This window comes from Spirillospora albida (assembly GCF_000718255.1).
GTDB classification, from domain to species: Bacteria; Actinomycetota; Actinomycetes; order Streptosporangiales; family Streptosporangiaceae; genus Spirillospora; species Spirillospora albida.
Genome location: NZ_JOFJ01000015.1, coordinates 116,767 through 136,562 on the forward strand (window position 1 = coordinate 116,767; position 19,796 = coordinate 136,562).

The 19,796-nt window shown below is 73.1% G+C and carries 22 protein-coding genes; 12 read left to right on the forward strand and 10 right to left on the reverse strand.

Translation table 11 applies throughout. The features are described from left to right. Positions 1–5 precede the first annotated feature (5 nt). The 4 genes from IE99_RS0120195 to IE99_RS0120210 all read right to left on the reverse strand — a co-directional run bounded on the left by IE99_RS0120195 (position 6) and on the right by IE99_RS0120210 (position 4,946). Positions 6–872 (reverse strand): nucleotidyl transferase AbiEii/AbiGii toxin family protein, encoded by an 867-nt coding sequence (locus IE99_RS0120195; protein WP_037559774.1) that lies wholly within the window; start codon positions 870–872, stop codon positions 6–8. Further along, positions 869–1,471, reverse strand: coding sequence for a type IV toxin-antitoxin system AbiEi family antitoxin domain-containing protein (locus IE99_RS0120200; RefSeq protein ID WP_030172988.1), 603 nt, complete (start codon positions 1,469–1,471; stop codon positions 869–871). Before IE99_RS0120200 ends, IE99_RS0120195 begins: the two co-directional genes overlap by 4 nt. An 85-nt stretch (positions 1,472–1,556) precedes the next feature. Further along, a complete protein-coding gene (gene hsdR, locus IE99_RS0120205; RefSeq protein ID WP_030172991.1) occupies positions 1,557–3,998 on the reverse strand; it encodes an EcoAI/FtnUII family type I restriction enzme subunit R in 2,442 nt (813 codons plus the stop codon). 72 nt (positions 3,999–4,070) lie between these two features. Then, positions 4,071–4,946 (reverse strand): hypothetical protein, encoded by an 876-nt coding sequence (locus IE99_RS0120210; RefSeq protein ID WP_245623282.1) that lies wholly within the window; start codon positions 4,944–4,946, stop codon positions 4,071–4,073. A 44-nt stretch (positions 4,947–4,990) separates the two neighbouring features. Between IE99_RS0120210 and IE99_RS0120215 the strand changes: the two genes are divergently transcribed. Next, complete coding sequence (locus IE99_RS0120215) at positions 4,991–5,827, forward strand: 2,3,4,5-tetrahydropyridine-2,6-dicarboxylate N-succinyltransferase (RefSeq protein WP_030172997.1); 837 nt, start codon at positions 4,991–4,993, stop codon at positions 5,825–5,827. A 68-nt stretch (positions 5,828–5,895) separates the two neighbouring features. On the opposite strand, the gene IE99_RS0120220 is transcribed toward IE99_RS0120215, so the two are convergent. Further along, positions 5,896–6,576, reverse strand: a complete 681-nt coding sequence (locus IE99_RS0120220) for a 4'-phosphopantetheinyl transferase family protein (protein ID WP_030173000.1) — start codon at positions 6,574–6,576, stop codon at positions 5,896–5,898. A gap of 35 nt (positions 6,577–6,611) precedes the next feature. Here IE99_RS0120220 and dapE point away from each other — a divergent pair, with 35 nt between their 5' ends. The 4 genes from dapE (at position 6,612) to IE99_RS0120240 (ending at position 10,540) form a co-directional block, all read left to right on the forward strand. After that, complete coding sequence (gene dapE / locus IE99_RS0120225) at positions 6,612–7,670, forward strand: succinyl-diaminopimelate desuccinylase (protein WP_030173003.1); 1,059 nt, start codon at positions 6,612–6,614, stop codon at positions 7,668–7,670. 32 nt (positions 7,671–7,702) lie between these two features. Then, positions 7,703–8,509 (forward strand): LOG family protein, encoded by an 807-nt coding sequence (locus IE99_RS0120230; protein WP_030173006.1) that lies wholly within the window; start codon positions 7,703–7,705, stop codon positions 8,507–8,509. After that, positions 8,506–9,099, forward strand: coding sequence for an LOG family protein (locus IE99_RS0120235; RefSeq protein WP_030173008.1), 594 nt, complete (start codon positions 8,506–8,508; stop codon positions 9,097–9,099). Before IE99_RS0120230 ends, IE99_RS0120235 begins: the two co-directional genes overlap by 4 nt. A gap of 118 nt (positions 9,100–9,217) precedes the next feature. Then, complete coding sequence (locus tag IE99_RS0120240; protein WP_030173010.1) at positions 9,218–10,540, forward strand: alkaline phosphatase PhoX; 1,323 nt, start codon at positions 9,218–9,220, stop codon at positions 10,538–10,540. Positions 10,541–10,549: 9 nt separating this feature from the next. Here the strand turns inward: IE99_RS0120240 and IE99_RS0120245 are convergent, their stop codons facing one another. Continuing rightward, positions 10,550–10,855: a hypothetical protein gene (locus tag IE99_RS0120245; protein ID WP_051712878.1), complete on the reverse strand. Its 306-nt coding sequence runs from the start codon at positions 10,853–10,855 to the stop codon at positions 10,550–10,552. A gap of 160 nt (positions 10,856–11,015) precedes the next feature. On the opposite strand from IE99_RS0120245, the gene IE99_RS30530 reads away from it, so the two are divergent. Beyond that, positions 11,016–11,405, forward strand: coding sequence for a hypothetical protein (locus tag IE99_RS30530; RefSeq protein ID WP_157610408.1), 390 nt, complete (start codon positions 11,016–11,018; stop codon positions 11,403–11,405). Between the two features lie 9 nt (positions 11,406–11,414). After that, positions 11,415–11,990: a DNA-3-methyladenine glycosylase I gene (locus tag IE99_RS0120255; protein WP_030173016.1), complete on the forward strand. Its 576-nt coding sequence runs from the start codon at positions 11,415–11,417 to the stop codon at positions 11,988–11,990. Positions 11,991–12,014: 24 nt separating this feature from the next. Here IE99_RS0120255 and IE99_RS0120260 read toward each other — a convergent pair whose 3' ends face one another. Together IE99_RS0120260 and IE99_RS0120265 are read right to left on the reverse strand one after the other, a co-directional pair. Next, positions 12,015–12,809 (reverse strand): enoyl-CoA hydratase-related protein, encoded by a 795-nt coding sequence (locus tag IE99_RS0120260; RefSeq protein WP_030173025.1) that lies wholly within the window; start codon positions 12,807–12,809, stop codon positions 12,015–12,017. After that, entirely contained in the window at positions 12,793–13,584 is a 792-nt protein-coding gene (locus tag IE99_RS0120265) for a PaaX family transcriptional regulator (protein ID WP_030173029.1), read from the reverse strand. The genes IE99_RS0120260 and IE99_RS0120265 overlap by 17 nt, the downstream gene beginning before the upstream one ends. A 158-nt stretch (positions 13,585–13,742) precedes the next feature. On the opposite strand from IE99_RS0120265, the gene IE99_RS31370 reads away from it, so the two are divergent. Beyond that, positions 13,743–13,910 (forward strand): DUF3117 domain-containing protein, encoded by a 168-nt coding sequence (locus tag IE99_RS31370; protein ID WP_083980698.1) that lies wholly within the window; start codon positions 13,743–13,745, stop codon positions 13,908–13,910. Positions 13,911–14,022: 112 nt separating this feature from the next. Then, positions 14,023–15,486, forward strand: a complete 1,464-nt coding sequence (locus IE99_RS0120275; protein ID WP_030173033.1) for a leucyl aminopeptidase — start codon at positions 14,023–14,025, stop codon at positions 15,484–15,486. Positions 15,487–15,553: 67 nt separating this feature from the next. Here the strand turns inward: IE99_RS0120275 and IE99_RS0120280 are convergent, their stop codons facing one another. Together IE99_RS0120280 and IE99_RS0120285 are read right to left on the reverse strand one after the other, a co-directional pair. After that, complete coding sequence (locus IE99_RS0120280; RefSeq protein ID WP_084219701.1) at positions 15,554–16,234, reverse strand: hypothetical protein; 681 nt, start codon at positions 16,232–16,234, stop codon at positions 15,554–15,556. Beyond that, on the reverse strand, positions 16,213–16,815 hold the full coding sequence (locus IE99_RS0120285; RefSeq protein WP_051712881.1) for an O-methyltransferase: 603 nt from the start codon (positions 16,813–16,815) through the stop codon (positions 16,213–16,215). The genes IE99_RS0120280 and IE99_RS0120285 overlap by 22 nt, the downstream gene beginning before the upstream one ends. Before the next feature lie 244 nt (positions 16,816–17,059). On the opposite strand from IE99_RS0120285, the gene sigE reads away from it, so the two are divergent. The 3 genes from sigE (at position 17,060) to IE99_RS0120300 (ending at position 19,730) form a co-directional block, all read left to right on the forward strand. After that, complete coding sequence (sigE, locus tag IE99_RS0120290; RefSeq protein WP_245623283.1) at positions 17,060–17,722, forward strand: RNA polymerase sigma factor SigE; 663 nt, start codon at positions 17,060–17,062, stop codon at positions 17,720–17,722. A gap of 113 nt (positions 17,723–17,835) precedes the next feature. Continuing rightward, a complete protein-coding gene (locus tag IE99_RS32760; protein WP_211258872.1) occupies positions 17,836–18,636 on the forward strand; it encodes an anti-sigma factor family protein in 801 nt (266 codons plus the stop codon). After that, the gene (locus tag IE99_RS0120300) at positions 18,633–19,730 is read left to right on the forward strand and encodes a sigma-E factor regulatory protein RseB domain-containing protein (RefSeq protein ID WP_030173048.1); all 1,098 of its coding nucleotides are present in this window, start codon (positions 18,633–18,635) and stop codon (positions 19,728–19,730) included. Before IE99_RS32760 ends, IE99_RS0120300 begins: the two co-directional genes overlap by 4 nt. The last annotated feature ends 66 nt before the right edge of the window (positions 19,731–19,796 follow it).

Genomic DNA, 19,796 nt, shown 5'->3' on the forward strand with positions numbered 1-19,796 from the left:
GTCGTTCAGGTTTCCGTTTCCGTGGTGAGTGCTCGCGCCCAGAAGGAGCCGAGCAGGTCGAGCGCGGGGGCGAGCTCCGGCTCGGTGAGAGTGAGGTCCTCGGCGAGCTTCGGATAGTCCGTAGCCCACATGGGCGGAGGTGCGGGGATGTCCACCGGTACGGGATGGGTGGCTCGGACGGCGAACACGTGGCGCACCACGTCCATCAGCGCTTTGTCGGCTGGGAGGCCGTCCTCGATCAGCAGGACGATATCGACCAGGTCCTTGACGCGGGTGTTCGGCCGGACGCCGTAGTCCCGGGTGAGTGCGTGCAGCTTCTCCGCGAAGTGCTGGCGCCGGTCGACGGACTCGATCGTGCGCGGTGGGATGTCGGCGAAGGACAGCACGCCGGGCAGTGTGATCCGCTCCGTGGCCGCCAGTTCCTCCGCCCGCAGGACGACGTCCAGACGGATCTGGGCGAATGTGCGGCCGGCCAGCGAGCTCTCCACAGAGAACCGCCAGCCTGGACGTCCGGCCGCGTCGGCGTCCAGAGGAGTGGGCCGCGTGACGGTGAAGACGAAGCCGTCGCCGTCCGCGTCCGCGGCGAGTGTTTCGATCAGGATGTCGCGCAGGTCGTCACCGTCGAGCGGGCCGTCCAGGAGCGCGAGATCGAGGTCCTTCGTGGCGCGGGCCCGGACGCCGAGCCGGAACTCGAGAGAGGTGCCTCCCTTGACCACCCATCGCTGGTCGGCCTCCGACAGGCGCGCGGCGATGCGGTCGAACACGGCGACGCGGCGAAGGCGGTTGAGGTCGGTATCGGTCTCCTCGGCGCGCTGCTTGAGGCGCGCTTCGAGCGCGCGCCGGAGATCCACCGAGGTCTTGTACCGCTTCATGCTCGTTCCGCCTGGAAGGCCCGAGTGACGGCGAGTTCGGCACGTGCGCCAAGATGCTGGGCTGCTCGCAGAAGCTGTCCGCGGGTTGCGGCGCCCCGGTCGAGGAGGTCCGCGACGGCGGAGTCGATCGCGTCCTGGTCGAGGCCGTCGGCCGCGGACTCCGCGATGGCGCGGACCGGGGTCGTCACCCTGAACCCTTCGCGCTCTTCGATGCCGTCTGGTGACAGGTCTGCGTGATGCACCACGACTGCGGGATCTCGCTGCCGGAAACCCGGCGGGACGGTCAGGTGGATCTCGGCGGGGTTCGCGATGCCGAGGTCGTGCACGCCCAGGGCGGTGCTGTGCGAGACCACCCCGCGGCCGCGGCTCCACAGCGTCCAGCGGACCAGGTGATCGTTCTCGTCGGCCGGGAGGTCGGCGAACTCGCGGAAGCGGTAGACGCCACGGTCGACGCGGGTCCAGTTGCCGCGCTGCACATGGAAGTGCTGAGACTGGTAGGAGTAGCCGTCCTCCAGGGCCTGGGCAGCGGTGAAGTACCCGCGCTGCTGCGCGGCCCGGCGCCACAGCCGGGCGCGGGGTTCTTCTTCTCGCTGCCGCACAGAGCCACCCTATCGCCCTTCATCCTTATAGTCATTTTTAGTTTCGTGCAGGATGCCTGCATGAAACTAAAGTCGAGCTTGAGTATCACGAGGCGTCATAGACGCGGGCGTTCAACTCGTCCAAGGCCCCGACCAGCTGTTCGCGTCCGCCGAAGCGCTTCGAAAGCTCGAGGATGTTGCCCAGGTCGGCGTAAGCACCGGAACGCAACGCCGGGATCTCCAGCTCCTCCGCGCCGCGAGCCGCGTACAGGTCGAGAACCCTATCGAGCACCTTGCGGGCCTCGGGCGCGAACGACTGGAGAAACTCCCTGTGGCGGGTGGCGACTCGGCGGGCGCGCTCCGAGCGCGACAGGAGGGGCAGCTCCCAGGCGAGGTACAGCAGCAGGTCGATCGTGTCGGCGTCGGGACGTCCCGCCCACTCCGCGAGGTCCTGCGCGGTGATGTGGCTTTCGTCGAGCTTCTCCCGCAGCGTCGCCCTGCTCTTCACGCCGGCCCACTGCCCGAGGAGCTGATGCGGCTCAAGGTCGAGTTTCAGGATCTGGCCGCGGACGAACTGCTCGGACTCGACCAGCCGCAGCCCGCCGCCGCTGCCCGGTTCCGATACGTACAGGGCGGATCCCCACGGGGTCACCTGGACGCCGTCCACGTAGAAGGTGCGCGGGCTCGCCTGGATGTCGTCCACCTCGGCGGGGTCGGTGACGAGCGGCGGCAGCGACCCGCCGTCCTCCTGCACGAAGCCGTCTCCCGGTTCGGCGACGGACTCCTCATCCGCGCCGGGCACGTCCTCGTTGACGGAGTCGACGATGCTGCCCTGCTCGTCGGTCTCGTCCCGGACGACCCGCATCGGCGGGCCGTCGAACCCGGGGTCGTTGAACAGCCGGGTCGCCTCCACGAAGTCGATGATGTCGAAGGAGAACTTGCCGTCCTCGGGGAACAGCCGGGTGCCGCGTCCGATGATCTGCTTGAACTCCGGCATCGACTTGATGCCGCGGAACAGCACGATGTTGCGGACGGTCGGGGCGTCCACACCTGTGGACAGCAACCGTGACGTCACCGCGATGACGGGGACCTCGGTCTCCACCTCCCTGAACTCGTCCAGGAGTTCGCGCCCGGGATCTCCGTCCTTCGCAGTGATCCGGACCACGTACTTGCTGCCGTACCGGGCGGAGAGGTCGGCGTTGGCGTTGTGGAGGGCTGTCGTCATCCGCATGGCGTGATCGCTGTTCGCGCAGAACACGATCGTCTTGCCCATCCGGTTCGTCCGGTGCAGGTACTCGGTGAGGTAACGGGCGGCCTCCTCGGTGCGGTCGAGGATGGCCAGGATCCGCTCGTACTCCTTGGGGCCGTAGAGCTTGTCCGGGATCTCCCGGCCGAGAAGGTCGCGCTGCCCGGGGTCGGGGCGCCAGCCGGTCATGTCGACGTTCAGCCGCACCTTGCGGACCCGGTAGGGCGCCAGGAAGCCGTCCTCGATGCCGCGCGCCAGGGAGTACTCGTAGATCGGGTCACCGAAGTAGTGGTAGGTGTCGGCGTCCTTGGTGCTGATCGGCGTGGCGGTCAGCCCGAGCTGCACGGCGGGGGAGAAGTACTCCAGGATCGCGCGCCACTGCGAGCCCTCGGTCGCGCTGCCCCGATGGCATTCGTCCACGATCACGAGGTCGAAGTAGTCGGGTCGGAATTGCCGGTAGAGGCTCTCCGCGTCGCGGCTGCTGTCGAGCGACTGGTAGAGCCCGAGGTAGATGTTCCGCCCGGTCTTGGCGTCGCCGCCGCCGAGCTTGTGGACGGCCTCCCCGAACATCTGCTTGAAATAGTCGTCCTTCGGCTGGTCGATGAGGATGTTGCGATCGGCCAGGTACAGGACGCGGGGCCGGCGGCCGCCGGGCCATTCCGCGTTCCACAGCTTCGCGACGATCTGCGCGGCGACGAGGGTCTTGCCCGTGCCGGTGGCGAGGACGAGCAGGATCCGGTTGTCGCCGCGGGCGATGGCCTGCACCGTCCGGTTGATCGCCACACGCTGGTAGTAGCGCGGCTCTTTGGGGGTGCCGTCCCAGTTGCGCACGGCGGAGTTGAGCCGGGCCGCGGCCAGCGCGGTGCGCTTGTCGTCGGTGAGGTCGCGGCCCTCCCGGTAGCGCGTCCAGAGCTCCTCAGGGCTGGGGAAGGCGTCGATCTCGGTGACCAGACCGGTGAAGTTGTCGATCTCCAGCGTCCGCCGGCCGTTCGTCGTGTACGCGAAGGGGACGTCGAGCAGTTCGGCGTACCGCTTGACCTGCTCGTAGCCGTCCGCCGGGTCCCGGCGGGAGCGTTTGGCCTCGACGACGGCGATTGGCAGGCCGTCCGAGTACTCGAGCAGGTAGTCGGCCTTCAGCGGCCGCTCCTGGCGGTGGCGCCGGGCCGTCGCGCGGATCCGGCCGCGGTTGATGGGGTATTGGGGGGTGATCCGGTCTTCGTCCCATCCGGCGCGGTCCAATGCCGGCAGGACGAAGTCGCGACAGGTCTCGTCCTCAAGGGGGTCCTGAAATCTCGACGTCACGCCTTCCTTTTTACTGGAGGCGTCCGACACATTCCGGGCAATCGGCCCACGTCGGTGATCTGGTCATGTAGGTCAGCGCAGGACGACCTGGCCGGAAGGGGCTCCGGGGTCCTTCGTCCAGCCGTCGTGGCCCGCGTCCGCCTCCCAGTGCAGGCCCGCGTGGCGGACCTCGGTGAGGCCGTAGACCTGCGCGTGCGTCATCGCCCAGGCCGCGACCGCCCAGCCCGACCGGGCGTTCGACACCCGGACGGCGCTGTGGCCGCCCGCGTCCGCCACCTGGAGCCGGCCGCCGAACGCGCGCCGCATCTCCCGGACCGCCTCCGCGCGACGCGCCGCCGTCCGCTTGTTCGGCGGGTACCAGCAGCGCGCCGCGCCCGTCTCCCGGCCCGTGAACGCGCGGGCGAGGAGCCGGCCGTTCGCCTCGTGCTGCGCGTAGGCGTCGCCGTCCGCGCTGCGCTGCACCCGCTGCGCCGCGTCGTGCAGATCGCGGTCGAGGTAGTCCTTCACCTTGACCAGCGCGTCGAAGAACTTGCTCGTGGACTGGACGGGGTCGCGCAGCTGGGCGGGGGTGCCCCAGCCCTGCGACGGGCGCTGCTGGAACATGCCGACCGAGTCGCGGTCGCCGCCCGCGAGGTTCCGCAGGTCCGACTCCTGGATCGCCGTCGCGTACGCGATCACCGCGGCGCGCTCCGGCAGCTGCTTGCGGAACGCCACCGCCGCGATCGTCGACGAGTTCGCGCCCTGCTCCAGGCTGAGCTGCATCTTGCCCGCCGCCGTCCGCACCTCGCACGCCGACCCGTGCAGGTACGGGCGGGCGCGCTGGAACGCGACGTACCCGCCCACCCCGAGGACGATCACCACCGCCGACACGACCGCGGCCCAGCGCCACCGGCGGCCACCACCGGACCGCTCCACCGCCCGCGTCCGCAACCTCGACCAAACAGCCACGCGACGACGGTACCGGCAGATGCCCACCAGTAAGCTCCAGAGCCATGACCGAAACGTTCACCAGCCCGATCTCCGGCGACATCGACGCGCTCTGGGAGCGGCGCGCCGACCTGACCCCCGCCGACGCGGACGCCCGCGCCGCGATCGTCGCCGCCGTCGACCAGCTCGACTCCGGCGAGGCCCGCGTCGCCTTCATCGACCCCGCGACCGACGAGGTCGTCGTCGACGAGCGGGCCAAGCGGGCGATCCTGCTGAGCTTCAAGGTCCTCGGCATGGTGCGCGCGCAGGTCGGCGACTTCCAGTACCACGACCGCATCCCGCTCAAGTCGCGGCTGGACGGCGTCCGCGTCGTCCCCGGCGCCATCGCCCGCTGGGGCGCGCACCTCGCGCCCGGCGTCGTGCTGATGCCGTCGTTCACCAACATCGGCGCCTACGTCGACTCCGGCACGATGGTCGACACGTGGGCGACCGTCGGGTCCTGCGCCCAGATCGGCAAGGACGTCCACCTGTCCGGCGGCGTCGGCATCGGCGGCGTGCTGGAGCCCCCGAACGCCAAGCCCGTCGTCATCGAGGACGGCGCCATGATCGGCAGCCGCTCGATGATCGTCGAGGGCGCCCGTGTCGGCAAGGGCGCGGTCGTCGGCTCCGGAACGAACCTGTCGGCGTCCATGCCGGTCATCGACGTGGAGACCGGCGAGGAGATCTCCCGCGGCCGCATCCCCGACTGGTGCGTCGCCGTCGGCGGCACCCGCTACAAAGAGTTCAAGGGCGGAACGTTCGGCCTCCCGGCCGTCCTGATCCTCAAGCGCCTGGACGAGGGCCGGCGCCACGACAAGGCCGAGCTCAACGACATCCTCCGCGACCACGGCGTCAACACCTGACTCCCGGCGGGGGGGGGTCGTGCCGCCGGGGCGCCCCGGCCGCACGGCCCCCGGCCGCCGGCCGGGGCTCAGGCCAAGGGAGTCTCGGTGATCTTCAGCGGCCGGGAGGTCAGCACGGCCGCGGAGGCGGCGTAGCCGGGGCCCGGTGTCAGGTCCGCCAGCCGGACCTCGGCCGCCGCCGCTTCGCCGTGCCAGGCCAGGACCTCCGCGGGGGCGTCCGGGGGCGACACGTGGATCGCGGTCATCGGGGCGGCCAGGCCGTGGCCGGTGGCCTTCAGGAGGGCCTCCTTGCGGCTCCAGTAGGTGTGGAAGCCGCGGCGGCGATCCGGCATCGCGAAGAGGGCCTCGCGTTCGGGCTCCGTGAGGACCATCTCCGCGAGGCGGACGATGTCGCGGTCGCTCTCGCGCTCCACGTCAACGCCGACCTCGGCACCCTCCACCAGGACCAGGACGACCCGGTCGCCCGAGTGGGACAGGGAGAAGTCGAGGTCGTGGCCCGGCAGGCGGGGCTTGCCGTGGGTGCCGGCGCAGAGCGGGCAGTCCGTGGTGAACCGGATCCGGTCGGGCGCGAGGCCCGTGCGGTCGGCCAGGACGCTGCGCGCGAGGAAGCGGCCCGTCACGAAGCGCGCCTTGTCCTCCGCGCGGAGGAACTTCTCGTAGCGGTCGCGTTCGCGCTCGTCCAGCAGGGCGCGCATCTCGGGCCCGTCGGCGGGGCGGGCCCAATGGACGGCGCATTCCAGCGCAGGCATCTCCACGAACGCGATGATAGATAGCCTTGGTGCCCATGCGCCTTGATCTGTTCTCGGACGTGACGGACCTGACGGCCGCGGTCGTCGACATCGAGTCGGTGAGCAAGAACGAGAAGGGTCTCGCCGACGCCGTGGAGGAGGCGCTGCTGGCGCTGCCCCATCTCAGCGTGGTCCGCGTCGGGAACAACGTCGTGGCGCGGACGGACCTGGGGCGGGCCGAACGCGTCGTCCTGGCCGGGCACCTCGACACCGTGCCGCTGAACGGCAATCTGCCGTCCCGTGTGGAGGGCGACCGGCTGTACGGGTGCGGGACGTCCGACATGAAGAGCGGCGTCGCGGTCGCCCTCAGGCTCGCGGCGACCGTTCCGGAGCCCACACGCGACGTCACGTTCGTGTTCTACGAATGCGAGGAGATCGAGGCGGTCCACAACGGGCTGAAGAGGCTCAGCGAGGCCCGCCCGGAGTTGCTCGCCGGCGACTTCGCCGTCCTGATGGAGCCGACCGGCGGGCTCATCGAGGGCGGCTGCCAGGGGACGATGCGCGTCGAGGTCACCGCGAAGGGCGAGCGGGCGCACAGCGCGCGGGCCTGGATGGGGTCCAACGCGATCCACACCGCCGGCGCGATCCTGGACGTCCTGCGCGCCTACGAGCCGACCCGTCCGGTCGTGGACGGGCTGGAGTTCCACGAGGGCCTGAACGCCGTGTTCGTCCGGGGCGGCGTCGCGGGGAACGTCATCCCCGACGAATGCGTCGTCACGGTGAACTACCGGTTCGCGCCCGACAAGTCGCCCGCCGACGCCGAGGCGTACCTTCGGGGAATCTTCGACGGCTTCGAGGTGACCGTCGTGGACATGTCGCCGCCCGCCCGGCCCGGCCTCACCCACCCGGCCGCCGCCGCGTTCGCCGCGGCGAGCGGCGCCGCCGTGCGCGCGAAGCTCGGCTGGACGGACGTCGCGTTCTTCTCCGGCATCGGCGTCCCCGCCGTCAACTACGGACCGGGGGAGCCCACCCTCGCCCACACGAAGGACGAGTACGCCGAGATCCCGCTGATCATCGACGCGGAGCGGCGGATGCGGGCCTGGCTCACCTCGTGAAAACGGTGCCGCGGCCGGGCTAGGTTGGGCTCATGACCTCCGAGAGCGACCACCGCACGCACCGCCAGGGCCCGGCGACCCTGCGCGGCAGGGCCCTGCCGCAGACCACCACCGACCAGCGGCTGCTGGACAGCCGCGGCCCGTCCGACTGGCTGCACGCCGACCCGTGGCGGGTGCTGCGCATCCAGGCCGAGTTCGTCGAGGGCTTCGGCCTGCTCGCCGAGCTGCCGAAGGCGGTCAGCGTGTTCGGCAGCGCCCGCACCAAGCCCGGCTCGGAGGAGTACGAGCTCGGCGTCGAGATCGGCGCCCGCCTGCACGGGGCGGGCTACGCCGTGATCACCGGCGGCGGGCCGGGCATCATGGAGGCGGCGAACAAGGGCTGTGACGAGAACGGCGGCCTGTCGGTCGGCCTCGGCATCGAGCTGCCGTTCGAGCAGAAGATGAACGACTACATCGATGTCGGCCTGGAGTTCCGGTACTTCTTCGTCCGCAAGACGATGTTCGTGAAGTACTCGCAGGCGTTCGTCGTGCTGCCCGGCGGCTTCGGGACCCTGGACGAGCTGTTCGAGGCGATCACCCTCGTCCAGACCACGAAGATCACCCGGTTCCCGATCGTGCTGATGGGGAGCGCGTTCTGGGGCGGGCTCCTCGACTGGGTCAAGGCCGTGATGCTCCCGTCCGGGAAGATCTCCGCGCACGACATCGAGCTCTTCCACGTCACCGACGACCCCGCCGAGGCCGTCCAGATCATCGTGGACGCCCACCACAAGGCGGAGCAGGCGATGCTCGAGGCGCAGTCCCAGCAGGCGACCGCCGACGGCGGGGCGGACGCCGAGTGACGGGCCTCGCCGTCTGCGTGTTCTGCGCGTCCAGCAGCCGGATCGACCCGGTGCACGTCGAGCTCGCGGCGCAGGTCGGGGCCGAGCTCGCCCGGCGCGGCCACGGCCTCGTCAGCGGCGGCGCGCAGGTGTCGTGCATGGGCGCGGTCGCCAGGGCGGCGCGGGCCGGCGGCGCCCGGACCGTCGGGGTGATCCCCGAGGGCCTCGTCAGCGTCGAGGTCTCCGACGAGGACAACGACGAACTGATCGTCACGCCCGACATGCGGTCCCGGAAGGGCGAGATGGACGCCCGCAGCGACGCGTTCCTCGTCCTGCCCGGCGGCATCGGGACGCTGGAGGAGCTGTTCGAGATCTGGACGGCCCGGGTCCTCGGCATGCACGAGAAACCGGTCGTGATCCTCGACCCGACCGGGGTGTACGCGCCGCTGAAGGAGCTCATGGCAGGGCTCGCCGAGCAGGGGTTCGTCCGTCCGAAGATCTTCGACGCGATCGGCTGGACGGCGTCCGTCACGGAGGCTTTCGACCTGCTGGAGCGGTCCCAGCCGAAGATCCAGGCCACCCACGAGGACCTCGCCGAAGCGGAGCTGTGACCCCCCGGACCAAGATTGTCCTGGGGGTTTCCCGGTGCGCACGGCACCGTTCACCGCCGGTTCAGGGGCGCGGACCAGGCTCACGCTCGATTCCATCACGTGTGCCCAAGGAGTGCCCATGTCCGTAACCCGTCGCGGGGTCGTCAAGGGCGGCGCGGCCGGCGCCCTGTCCATCGCCCTCGCCGGCAGCCTCGACTCGATCTTCCAGACCTCCGCCGGCGCCGACACCGGCGAGGCGTTCGGGTACGGTCCCCTGATCCCCGACCCCAAGGGCGTGCTCGACCTGCCCAAGGGGTTCTCCTACAAGGTCCTGTCGGTGGAGGGCGACCCCATCTCCGACGGCGTCGTCGTCCCCGGCAAGCACGACGGCATGGCGACCTACCCGGGCGGCCGCCTCGGCCGGACGCGCCTCGTCCGCAACCACGAGCAGGGCGGCAGCGGCACCAAGGCCGTCGCCCGTCCCGAGTGGACCTACGACCCGGCCGCGTACGGCGGCACCACCACGCTCGAGGTCGACCGGGACGGCGACCTGGTCTCCCAGTACGTCAGCCTCGCCGGGACGGCCGTCAACTGCGCCGGCGGCCGCACCCCGTGGGGCACCTGGCTGACCTGCGAGGAGACCGAGGGCTTCACGGGCCAGACGAAGAGCCACGGCTGGGTCTTCGAGGTCGACCCGACCGGCCGCAGGACCAGGCCCGAGCCGCTCACCGGCCTCGGCCGCTTCGCCCACGAGGCCGTCGCCGTCGACCCGCACACCAACATCTGCTACCTCACCGAGGACGCGTCGAAGCCGTTCGGGCTGTTCTACCGGTTCACGCCCCGCCACCACCGCAGCGGCTACCACGCCTACATGGCGGGCGGCACCCTCGAGGCGCTGCGGGTCCCGGGCGTCAAGGACCTGTCCGCCGTCCAGGAGCCGGGCACGCGGCTGCGCGCCACCTGGGTGAAGGTCGCCGACCCGTCGGCGAAGCAGACCTCCATCCGCAAGCAGTACGAGGACGAGCAGATCACCCGCAGCCAGAAGCTCGAGGGCGCCTGGTGGAGCCGCGGCAAGGCGTACTTCGTCGCGAGCTACTCCGACACCGGCGCCGGTGCCGCCGCCGACCACGCCGGCCAGGTCTGGACGTACTGCCCGCGCACCCGGACGGTCGAGCTGGAGCTCGTGTTCAAGCCGGGCGGCCGGTTCGACTCGCCGGACAACATCACCGTCTCCCCGTACGGCGGCGGCGTGATCCTCGCCGAGGACGGCGACGGCGAGCAGTACCTCATCGGCACCAACCGCCGGAACCAGCCGTTCGCGTTCGCCCGCAACGCCGCCAACGACAGCGAGTTCTGCGGTGTGACGTTCTCCCCGGACGGCCGCACGCTGTTCGCGAACCGCCAGTCCGGCCCCGGCGCGACCTTCGCCGTCACGGGCCCCTGGCACCGCCTGCGCGGCTGACGCCCCGTCCTAGGCGAGGCCCCTGCGGGTCGCGGCGGGCGGGCGGGCCCCCTTGATGGACGCCACCATGTCCAGGACCTGGCGCAGCCCGTCCGCCTGCGCGGCGGGCGCGCGGAACACGCTCGCGCCCAGCCACGCGTAGACGGAGGCCGCCGCGAGGAGCCCCGGATCGGGGCCCGTCTCGGCGGTCTCCAGCGTCACCAGCACCGCGTCCCCTGAGGCGGCGAGCCGCGCCACGCGGTCCGCGGGGGGCGCGGTGCCCGCGTCCACGGCCCCGTCCGGAACCGGCGCGTCCGGTGGCAGGACCCTGCTCATCTGAACCGCCACCGTCTCATCCGAACCGACACCGTGCGTGCACCCCCATGCGGTCAAGCATGGCACGATCGGTGCGGTCGGGCATGGCGCGGTCGGTGCGGTCGAGGACGGCACCGATCGGCGCGTCCCCGCCCGGCGCGTGACAGAGGGGAGCAGGATCGTGATGGTGGTCGTCGTCCTGGCCGGCCTCGCCGTGCTGGGCGCCGTCGTCGCGCTCGCCATGGGGCGGGGCGGCGAGCTGGCCGCGGTCCGTCCCGACCACCCGCCGTCTCCGCTGCCCGACGACCGGCCGGTCATGGGGATGGAGGTCGCGTACCTGCGGCTGCCCCACAGCCTGATCGGCTACCAGACGGACGTCGCCGACGAGGTGGTGCGGCGGCTCGCGGCGGAGCTGTCCCAGCGCGACCTCCGCATCGCCGACCTGGAGCACCGGGTGAACGAGCTTCACCACCACCTGCGCGAACTCGAGGCCGGCGAGCAGGAGTCGCGGGACCTCGACGTCCCGGAGCCGGAGACCGGCGAGACCGGTCCTGTCGGTGGCGTGCTGTAGACAGATGCGGTGAGCACCGCGATCCAGGGCGAGGACGGCCTCGCCCGCTGCCCCTGGGGCCTGTCGACGCCCGAGTACATCGCCTACCACGACGAGGAGTGGGGCCGCCCGGTCCGCGACGACCAGGGCCTGTACGAGAGGCTCTGCCTGGAGGCGTTCCAGTCGGGCCTGTCGTGGCTGACGATCCTGCGCAAGCGCGAGGGGTTCCGCGCCGCGTTCCTCGGCTTCGACATGGCGAAGGTCGCCGCGTTCGGCCCGGACGACGTCGACCGCCTGATGGCGGACGCGTCCATCGTCCGGAACCGGGCGAAGATCGAGGCGGCGGTCGCGAACGCGCGGGCCGCCCTCGACCTGCCCGGCGGCCTCGCCGCGACGGCCTGGAGGTACGCCGACCCCGGCACCCCGCCCCGCGCGGACATGTCCGACGTCCCGGCGTGGACCGACGCGTCGAAGGCCCTCGCCAAGGAGCTGAAGCGCAACGGGTTCCGGTTCGTCGGCCCCACGACCGCCTACGCGCTCATGCAGGCGTGCGGCCTCGTGGACGACCATCTCGCCGACTGCCACCGCCGGGGCGCCTACCGCTGACCCCCGGCCGCCGCCGAACCTCCTCTACCTGCCCTGGAACGTCGGGCGCTCCTTCTTGAGGAACGACTCGGTGGCGTTCTGGTGGTCGGCGGTCCCCGCGCATTCGTCCTGCAGGACGGCCTCGCGTTCGAGGGCGTCCGCGAGGGTGGCGGACGCGGCCGTGTCCAGGGCCGACTTCACCGCGGCGTAGGCGGCGGTGGGGCCCTCGGCGAGGCGGCGGGCCAGCTCCACGGCGGCGGGCGCGAGCTCGTCGGCGGGGACGACGCGGCTGATCAGGCCGAGGTCGAGGGCGTCCTGGGCCTTGAGGGTGCCGCCGAGCAGAAGGAGTTCGGCGGCCTTGGCGCGGCCCACGAGGCGCTGGAGCGTCCACGAGATGCCGCTGTCGGGCGCGAGGCCGATGCCCGTGAACGCCGTCGTGAACTTCGCGGTGTCGGCCGCGACCACCAGGTCGCACGCCAGCGCGAGGGACATCCCGGCGCCCGCCGCGACGCCGTTCACGGCCGCGACCACCGGCTTCGCCATACCCGCGAGGCCGAGCACGATCGGGTTGTAGTGGCGCCGGACGGTGTCGTCCAGCCCCTTGCCCGCCGCGAGGTTGTCGGCGTGCTCGCGGAGGTCCTGGCCCGCGCAGAACGCCCGGCCGGCCCCGGTGAGGATCACCGCCCGCGCCGTGTCGTCGGCGGCGGCCCGCTCCACGGCGGCGCGGAGCGCGTCCTTGGCCTCACCCGTCAGAGAGTTCATCGAGGCGGGCCGGTTCAGTGTGATTGTTCCCACACCGTCGGTCACGTCGTACAGGACGGTGTCAGTCGCGTGGCTCATCGTCACATCCTCCCAGGCAACCTTCCACGAACCGGGAGGCGGCGGGCAAGAGCAGTCCCGCCCGCGCGTCGAAGAACCGCGCCGCCCGCGTCCCCGGCCAGCCGGCGGGCAGCAGCTCGGCGGGCAGGCCCGGGTCGCTGAACAGGAACTTGCGCCACTCGTGGACGAGCCTGCTGCGCTGCGCGAACGCCTGCTCGTCCGTCTCCGGCGCGGCGGCGAGCGCTGCCTGCGCGCCGGCGAGCCAGCGCTCGTAGGCGCGGGCGAGGCCGTCCAGGTCCCAGGCCCGCGCGACGAGCCCGTGCGGGTCGCCCTCGTACGCGGAGCGGAACCGCTCCGCGCGGACGGACTCCGCCGCGAGCAGCGGATCCAGCTCCGGGGACGCCCGCGGCCCGATCCAGGTCGCCTCGTCCAGCCGCGCGTACCCGAGGTAGGCGAGGCCCGCCGTCAGCCGGTCGCGGCGCGCCCGGTCCCGGACGCGCTCGACCACCAGGACGTGCCAGTGCCCGTCCCAGGGGCCGAGGTCCCGGTAGACGCGCTGCGCCGCGTCGTCCATCCGCCGCAGGCCGCGGGGGGTGAGCGCGTACCCGGGACCCCGCGGCAGCCGGACGGGCTCCAGCCACTCCTGCCGCACCATCCGCGACACCGCGGTACGGACGGCGGGGGCGGCTATGCCGAGCGCCGCCATCAGGCGCACCAGCGCGGCGATCGGGGCCTTTCCGCCCCGCTCGCGGAGGTGGTCCCCGTACAGATCGAACAGCGCCGAACGAGCGTTCATGCGACCAGTCTTCCGATCTGGAGGCTGATCGTTACCACTTCGCGCCCGGAAGACGAGATAATGGACCACTACTGATGACGCGGATGCGACAGGCGGCCACGCGGCCAACGGTGCCCGGAGGCCCCACGCGGCCCTAACGGCAGGAAGGGGATGCACGCATGGCGGCGATGAAGCCGCGGACGGGAGACGGTCCGCTCGAAGTGACCAAGGAGGGACGCGGAATCGTCATGCGGGTCCCGCTGGAGGGTGGCGGCCGTCTCGTGGTCGAGCTGTCCGCCGACGAGGCCAAGGAGCTCGGCGAGGCCCTCAAGGACGTCGTGGGCTAGAAACGCCCGCCCTCGGTGACGGTCCCGGCGGAGCCGCCGGGGCCATTGCCGTCTCCTGGGGGCGAATGCCGCGTCCGGAACGATTCAGAGCGACATCAGGGGGAGCACCACCATGCCCATCGAGACCCGAGTGCGCGGCGCGGGCGGCACCGTGTCGCGGACGGCCGCCGACCTCGGGGCCGAGGTGGTGGCGGTGCCCGTCCGGTCCGGCCCCGTGGCGCCCGCCGCCGAGGTCGCGTCCGGTCTGCCGTTCACGCTGGACGAGCTGCTCGACCTGCACCGGGCCAAGGGCGAGCCCGGCGAGATCACCGCCACCCAGGTGCGGGTGGGCGACCGCGTCCGCGAACTGCTCCTGTACGGGGTCGGCGACGCGGAACCGGCCGACCTGCGCAAGGCGGGGGCGGCGCTGGCGCGCCGCGGCAGGGGCCGCACGGCCCTCGTGGCGGGCGTCCCGGCGGGCGACCTCGCCGCCTTCGTGGAGGGCGCGCTGCTCGCGTCCTACACCTTCAAGATCGGCTCTCCGAGCGGGAAGCAGCCCCTCGCGACCCTGGCCGTGCTGACGGAGGCCGGTCCGGAGGCCGACGCCCCCGCGATCGAGCGCGGGACGGCCCGCGCGGCGGCGGCGGCGCTGGCCCGCGACCTCGCGAACACCCCGTCCGGCGAGAAGGACCCGGCCTGGCTGGCGGCCGAGGCCCGGCGGATCGCGGAGGGCGGCGGGCTGACCGTCCGCGTCCGCGACGAGAGGGACCTGGCCGACGGCGGCTTCGGCGGGATCCTCGCCGTGGGCGCCGGCTCGGCGCGCCCGCCCCGCCTGATCGAGGTCTCCCACATCCCGGACGGGACGCCGGACAGGCACGTCGTCCTCGTCGGCAAGGGCATCACGTTCGACACCGGCGGCCTCTCGCTCAAGCCCAACGAGGGCATGAAGACGATGAAGACCGACATGGCGGGCGGCGGTGTCGTCCTCGCGGTCATGAGCGCCCTCCGCGGCCTCGGTGTCCGCGCCCGCGTGACGGGGCTGGTCGCGGCGGCGGAGAACATGCCGTCCGGGTCCGCGATGCGGCCGGGCGACGTCATCGCGCACTACGGCGGCACGACGTCCGAGGTCCTCAACACCGACGCGGAGGGCCGGCTCGTCCTCGCCGACGCGCTCGCCTACGCCGACGCCGAGCTGGACCCCGACGTGATCGTGGATGTGGCGACGCTCACCGGTGCCGCGAAGGTCGCGCTCGGCCTCCGCCACGGCGCCCTGTTCGCCACCGACGACGCCCTCGCCGCCGCGCTCACCGAGGCGGGGGCGCGCGCGGGGGAGCCGCTGTGGCGCCTGCCGCTCGTCGACGACTACCGTCCCGCGCTCGACTCGGACGTCGCCGACATCAACAACATCGGCCGCGGCGGCTACGGCGCCGGCTCCATCACGGCCGCCCTGTTCCTGCGCGAGTTCGTCGGCGGCCGCTCCTGGGCGCACCTCGACATCGCCGGTCCCGGACGCGCCACGTCCGACGACGCCGAGATCACCCGCGGCGCGACCGGCTACGGCACCCGCCTGCTCCTCGACTGGCTGGCACCCGCCTGACCCGATCACGGGACGCCCCACCCGGGCCGGTCGGCCGCCGGCCTCGGTCACCCGCCGCGGTGGTCGATCACCTGCCGCGGCGGTCGATCACCGGGACGGCCCGGTGCCGCCGGGCGCGCTTGACGATCTGCGGGAGTGTCGCGTCCCAGCCGGGCCCGACCGCGAAGCACCACGGGACGGCCGCGGCGGTCGCCGGGACGTCCCGCATCGTGAGCGTCACCAGCGCCGGTCGCTCCGCCGTCCGCGCCATCTCGGCCAGCTCGGCGGTCGGGAGGAAGACCACGTAGTCCAGCTCGCCCCGGCGACCGCCCGGCACGCCGCGCCGCAGCGCCGCGATCGCGGCGACGTCGTCCCACGGGAGCGTCCGCGCCCTCCGGAGCGGAACCGGCCAGCGGGGCGGACGGCGCACGCCGTCGGCGGAGAACTCCAGCACCGGACGCCGCGCGACGACGCCTCCCGCCGCCATGAGCAGGCCCGCGCCGAACAGCGCGAGCCCGGCGACGCCGAGCAGCGTGAACGCCACGCCGCCGACGTCCGCGCCGCCCATCACGCCGCCCGACACGAACGCCGCCGACGCCGCGAACAGGATCAGCAGCGCGATGATCTGCCCGGCCGCCCGCCACGTGATCCGGTCGCGGACGGCGAACGCGTCCGGCTCGGCGGTCCCCGTACCGGTGGTGTCGGAACCGGGGGTCTCGGAGCCGGGACGGGGCGGGCCGGACACGGTCAGGCCGTCCGCACGGCGCACAGCAGGCCGTCGCCCACGGGAAGCAGCAGCGGGACGAGCCGCTCGTCGTCACGGACCATCCGGTGCACCTCGCGGATCGCCTCGGTGTCGGGGTCGCGCCGGTCGGGGTCGGCGACCCGGTCGTGCCACAGCGCGTTGTCGAACGCGACGACGCCGCCGGGGCGCAGCAGCCGCAGCGCGTCCGCCAGGTACTGCGGGTACTCCTGCTTCACCGCGTCGCAGAACACCATGTCGTAGGCGCCGTCGGTGAGCCGGGGCAGCACCTCCAGCGCCGGCCCGATGATCATCCGGGTGCGGGTGCCGCCGAGGCCCGCCTCGCGGTACGCCTGCTTCGCCAGCCGCTGGTGCTCGGGCTCGATGTCGACGCTGGTGAGCACCGCGTCCTTCGCCATGCCGCGGAGCATCCAGATGCCGGACACCCCGCAGCCGGTGCCGACCTCGACGACCGTCCGGGCGCCGATCAGGGTAGCGAGGAAGCGCAGCGCGGCCCCGCCCGCCGGGCCGATCGGCACCGCGCCGATCTCCTCCCCGCGCCGCCGCGCGTTCAGCAGCGGCTCGTCTTCGGGGAGGTATTCCTCCACGTAGGCCGCGGTGGCCTGAATGGCGTCGATGGCTGCCTCCTCGCGGGACCCCCGCCTGGCTCATGCTGGAAAGACCATATCGCTGACGGGGAACCAACTCGCGTCCCAGCGCGTTCTAAAGGACGTCGAACACGTCGGTCCTCAACCGCCCCAGCCCAGGCGTGACCGTGCCAGTACGGGACGTGCCGTACGGCGAGTTCCAGGGCGCCCGCCTTGGTCCAGCAGAGAGGAACAGCCCGGCACCATGGGAGTCGCAGCACTGAGTCTCAGAGGGGCTGCGGGGGCCGACGCGCGCGCGAACGCACCCGAGGCCGAATGGGCACCGCCGTCGTGGGACGAGGTGGTCCGGGAGCATTCCACCCGCGTCTACCGGCTCGCCTACCGCCTGACCGGAAACCAGCACGACGCGGAGGACCTCACCCAGGAGGTCTTCGTCCGCGTGTTCCGCTCCCTGGCGAACTACACGCCGGGGACGTTCGAGGGCTGGCTGCACCGCATCACCACCAACCTGTTCCTCGACATGGCGCGGCGCCGCCAGCGCATCCGCTTCGAGGGGCTCGCCGACGACGCCGCCGAACGCCTCCAGGGCCGCGAGCCGACCCCGGCGCAGGCGTTCGACGACACCAACTTCGACGCCGACGTCCAGGCTGCCCTGGACGCGCTGCCGCCCGAGTACCGCGCCGCCGTCGTGCTGTGCGACATCGAGGGCCTGTCGTACGAGGAGATCTCCGCGACGCTCGGGGTGAAGCTCGGCACCGTCCGCAGCCGGATCCACCGCGGACGCGCCCAGCTGCGCACCGCGCTGGAGCACCGCGCGCCGACCCGCCGCCGCCCCGGTACGCGCAACGGTTTCCGGGCGGCGGACAATGGACATGCCCGGCCCGCGCCGGAAGCCGCTCCGAGCTGAGCGGGACCGAGCGGAGCCGGGCCGAGTAGAGCAGGACCGAGCGAAGCAGGACTGAGCTGACCGCGCGGGCGCAGGGACCCCGCGTGACCGGAACGGATGGACGAGGGAGCCGCGTGAGTTGTCTGGGGGAGCGTCTGACCGCTCTGGTCGACGGTGAGCTGGGACACGAGGAGCGCGACCGCGTGCTCGCCCATCTCGCGGGCTGCGCCCAGTGCCGGGCCGAGGCCGACGAGCTCCGGCGGCTGAAGGGCCGCCTCCGCGGCCTCGGCGCCTCCGCCCCCGGCGGCGAGGAGCGCCCGTCCGCCGACTTCATGTCCCGCCTCCTGGCCGTCGGCGCGGACGACCTTCGCGACCCGGCCTCTTCCGACCCCGCCGCCGTCGACGCCGCCCGCTTGGATGCCGCCGGTCTCGACCCGGCCTCCTTCGACCTCGGCGCGGACGATCGCCGCGCGTCCGCTCCCCGCGGCGCCGGCCGGGACCCCTCCGGGCCCGGCGCGGGCGATCCGGGAGCCGCCGGGGTGACGCGGCCCGATCTCGTCGTGCCGAATCCCGTTCCCATGCCGTCCGCCGTGTCCCACTCGCGCCCGGTGCGGTCCGGCCGCCCCGCGCGCACGTCCCCGGTGGGGCGTCCGCGCACCCACCGTCCGGCGGCCCGCCCGGCCGCGGCCGGCGGGCTCGCGCAGCACCGTCCGCGGTCCCGCTACCTCGTCGCCGGCGCCGCCTCCCTGCTCATCGGGCTGGGCGCCGCCTCCTACAGCGCGGGCGGCCGGGAGGAGGCGCCCGCCGTCACGCCCGCCTTCGACCGGTTCGCGATCGAGCACGCCCTCACGACCGGGGACGCGCCGCTCACCGACCCGCTGACCGACCCCCTGACCGACCCGGCCGCGCGGCTGCACGCCTCCACGGGGCCGTGACCGGACGCGACCGCCGCCGCGCGCTCCTGGCCTGCGGCCTGGCCGGGCTCCTCGCCCTGGCCGGCGCGCTCGCCGGCGAGCCCGCGCCCGCGCGCCGCGCGCCGAGCGACCCGGGGGCCGTGGGGCTGCTGCGCGGCGCCGCCGACGCCGCGCGCCGCGTTCCGTACGAGGGCCGCCGCTTCCTCACCACCTGGAACCGGGGCCGGGCCGTGACGTCGCACGCCGCGGTCGCGCACACGCCGGGCGGCGTGGTCCGGTACGAGGGCGACGCGGGCGCCGGGGCCTACCCCGACAGCGCCGCGACCGGCGACACCGCCGGGTTCACGGCGGCCACGCTCGCCCTGCTGACCCGCAACTACTCGGTGGTGCGGGCCGGAGACACGGCGATCTGCGGCCGCCGCGCCCGGGTCGTCGAGGCCCGCCGCGCCGACGGCACCCCGGCCGGGCGGTTCTGGATCGACGCCGACACGGGCCTGATGCTGTACCGGGAGCTGATCGACGCGACCGGCCGCAGGGTCGTCGCGTCCGGCTTCACCGAGATCCGCCTCGGCCTCGGCGCGCCCCGGGTCGTGCCCGCCCTCGCCGGCGGGTCCGGGCGCGGCTCCGGCCGGCTCGACGAGCAGGTCGTCCCGAACTCCGCGACGACCCTGTCGATGTGGCCGGACGAACTGACGGGCGCGGAGGTCGCGGCCATGCGCGCCGACGGCTGGCCGGTCCCCGACGAGCTGCCCGGCCGGCTCAGCCGCTACGACGCCCGCCGGGGCGCGCGCGGCGCCGTCCACCTCAGCTACTCCGACGGGCTCGCCGCCGTGTCGGTGTTCGTGCAGCGCGGCGGCCTCGACGAGCGCGCCATGACGGCGGCGGGCGGCTGGCGGCGCACCGAGCGGCGGGGCCGGACGGTGTTCCGCCGCGAGTCCCTCGGCCGCTGGGCGGTCGCGGCGGGCGGCGGATACGTCTACACCGTCGTGACGGACGCGCCGCCGAGCACGGCGGTAGCGGTCGCCGCGGAGCTGTCCCGTGACAGGACGTCGTTCTGGACCCGTGTCACGCGGGGGGCGCGCCGGATAGGCTCGGCGGCCGGTCCTTTCGACTGAGTCGGGGTCTTATGCTCGCCACATGCCTTACTGGGCACCATGGGCAGGGATGATGGAGAACCATGC

What these genes read in the sequence shown, in the direction of transcription:
- IE99_RS0120220 (WP_030173000.1), bottom strand. Translation starts at nt 6,576, where the DNA reads ATGCCTGCGCTGGAATGCGCCGTCCATTGGGCCCGCCCCGCCGACGGG.
- IE99_RS0120240 (WP_030173010.1), top strand. Translation starts at nt 9,218, where the DNA reads ATGTCCGTAACCCGTCGCGGGGTCGTCAAGGGCGGCGCGGCCGGCGCC.
- IE99_RS0120260 (WP_030173025.1), bottom strand. Translation starts at nt 12,809, where the DNA reads ATGAGCCACGCGACTGACACCGTCCTGTACGACGTGACCGACGGTGTG.
- IE99_RS0120230 (WP_030173006.1), top strand. Translation starts at nt 7,703, where the DNA reads ATGACCTCCGAGAGCGACCACCGCACGCACCGCCAGGGCCCGGCGACC.
- IE99_RS0120215 (WP_030172997.1), top strand. Translation starts at nt 4,991, where the DNA reads ATGACCGAAACGTTCACCAGCCCGATCTCCGGCGACATCGACGCGCTC.
- dapE (WP_030173003.1), top strand. Translation starts at nt 6,612, where the DNA reads ATGCGCCTTGATCTGTTCTCGGACGTGACGGACCTGACGGCCGCGGTC.
- IE99_RS0120195 (WP_037559774.1), bottom strand. Translation starts at nt 872, where the DNA reads ATGAAGCGGTACAAGACCTCGGTGGATCTCCGGCGCGCGCTCGAAGCG.
- IE99_RS0120265 (WP_030173029.1), bottom strand. Translation starts at nt 13,584, where the DNA reads ATGAACGCTCGTTCGGCGCTGTTCGATCTGTACGGGGACCACCTCCGC.
- sigE (WP_245623283.1), top strand. Translation starts at nt 17,060, where the DNA reads ATGGGAGTCGCAGCACTGAGTCTCAGAGGGGCTGCGGGGGCCGACGCG.
- IE99_RS0120245 (WP_051712878.1), bottom strand. Translation starts at nt 10,855, where the DNA reads ATGAGCAGGGTCCTGCCACCGGACGCGCCGGTTCCGGACGGGGCCGTG.
- IE99_RS0120275 (WP_030173033.1), top strand. Translation starts at nt 14,023, where the DNA reads ATGCCCATCGAGACCCGAGTGCGCGGCGCGGGCGGCACCGTGTCGCGG.
- IE99_RS31370 (WP_083980698.1), top strand. Translation starts at nt 13,743, where the DNA reads ATGGCGGCGATGAAGCCGCGGACGGGAGACGGTCCGCTCGAAGTGACC.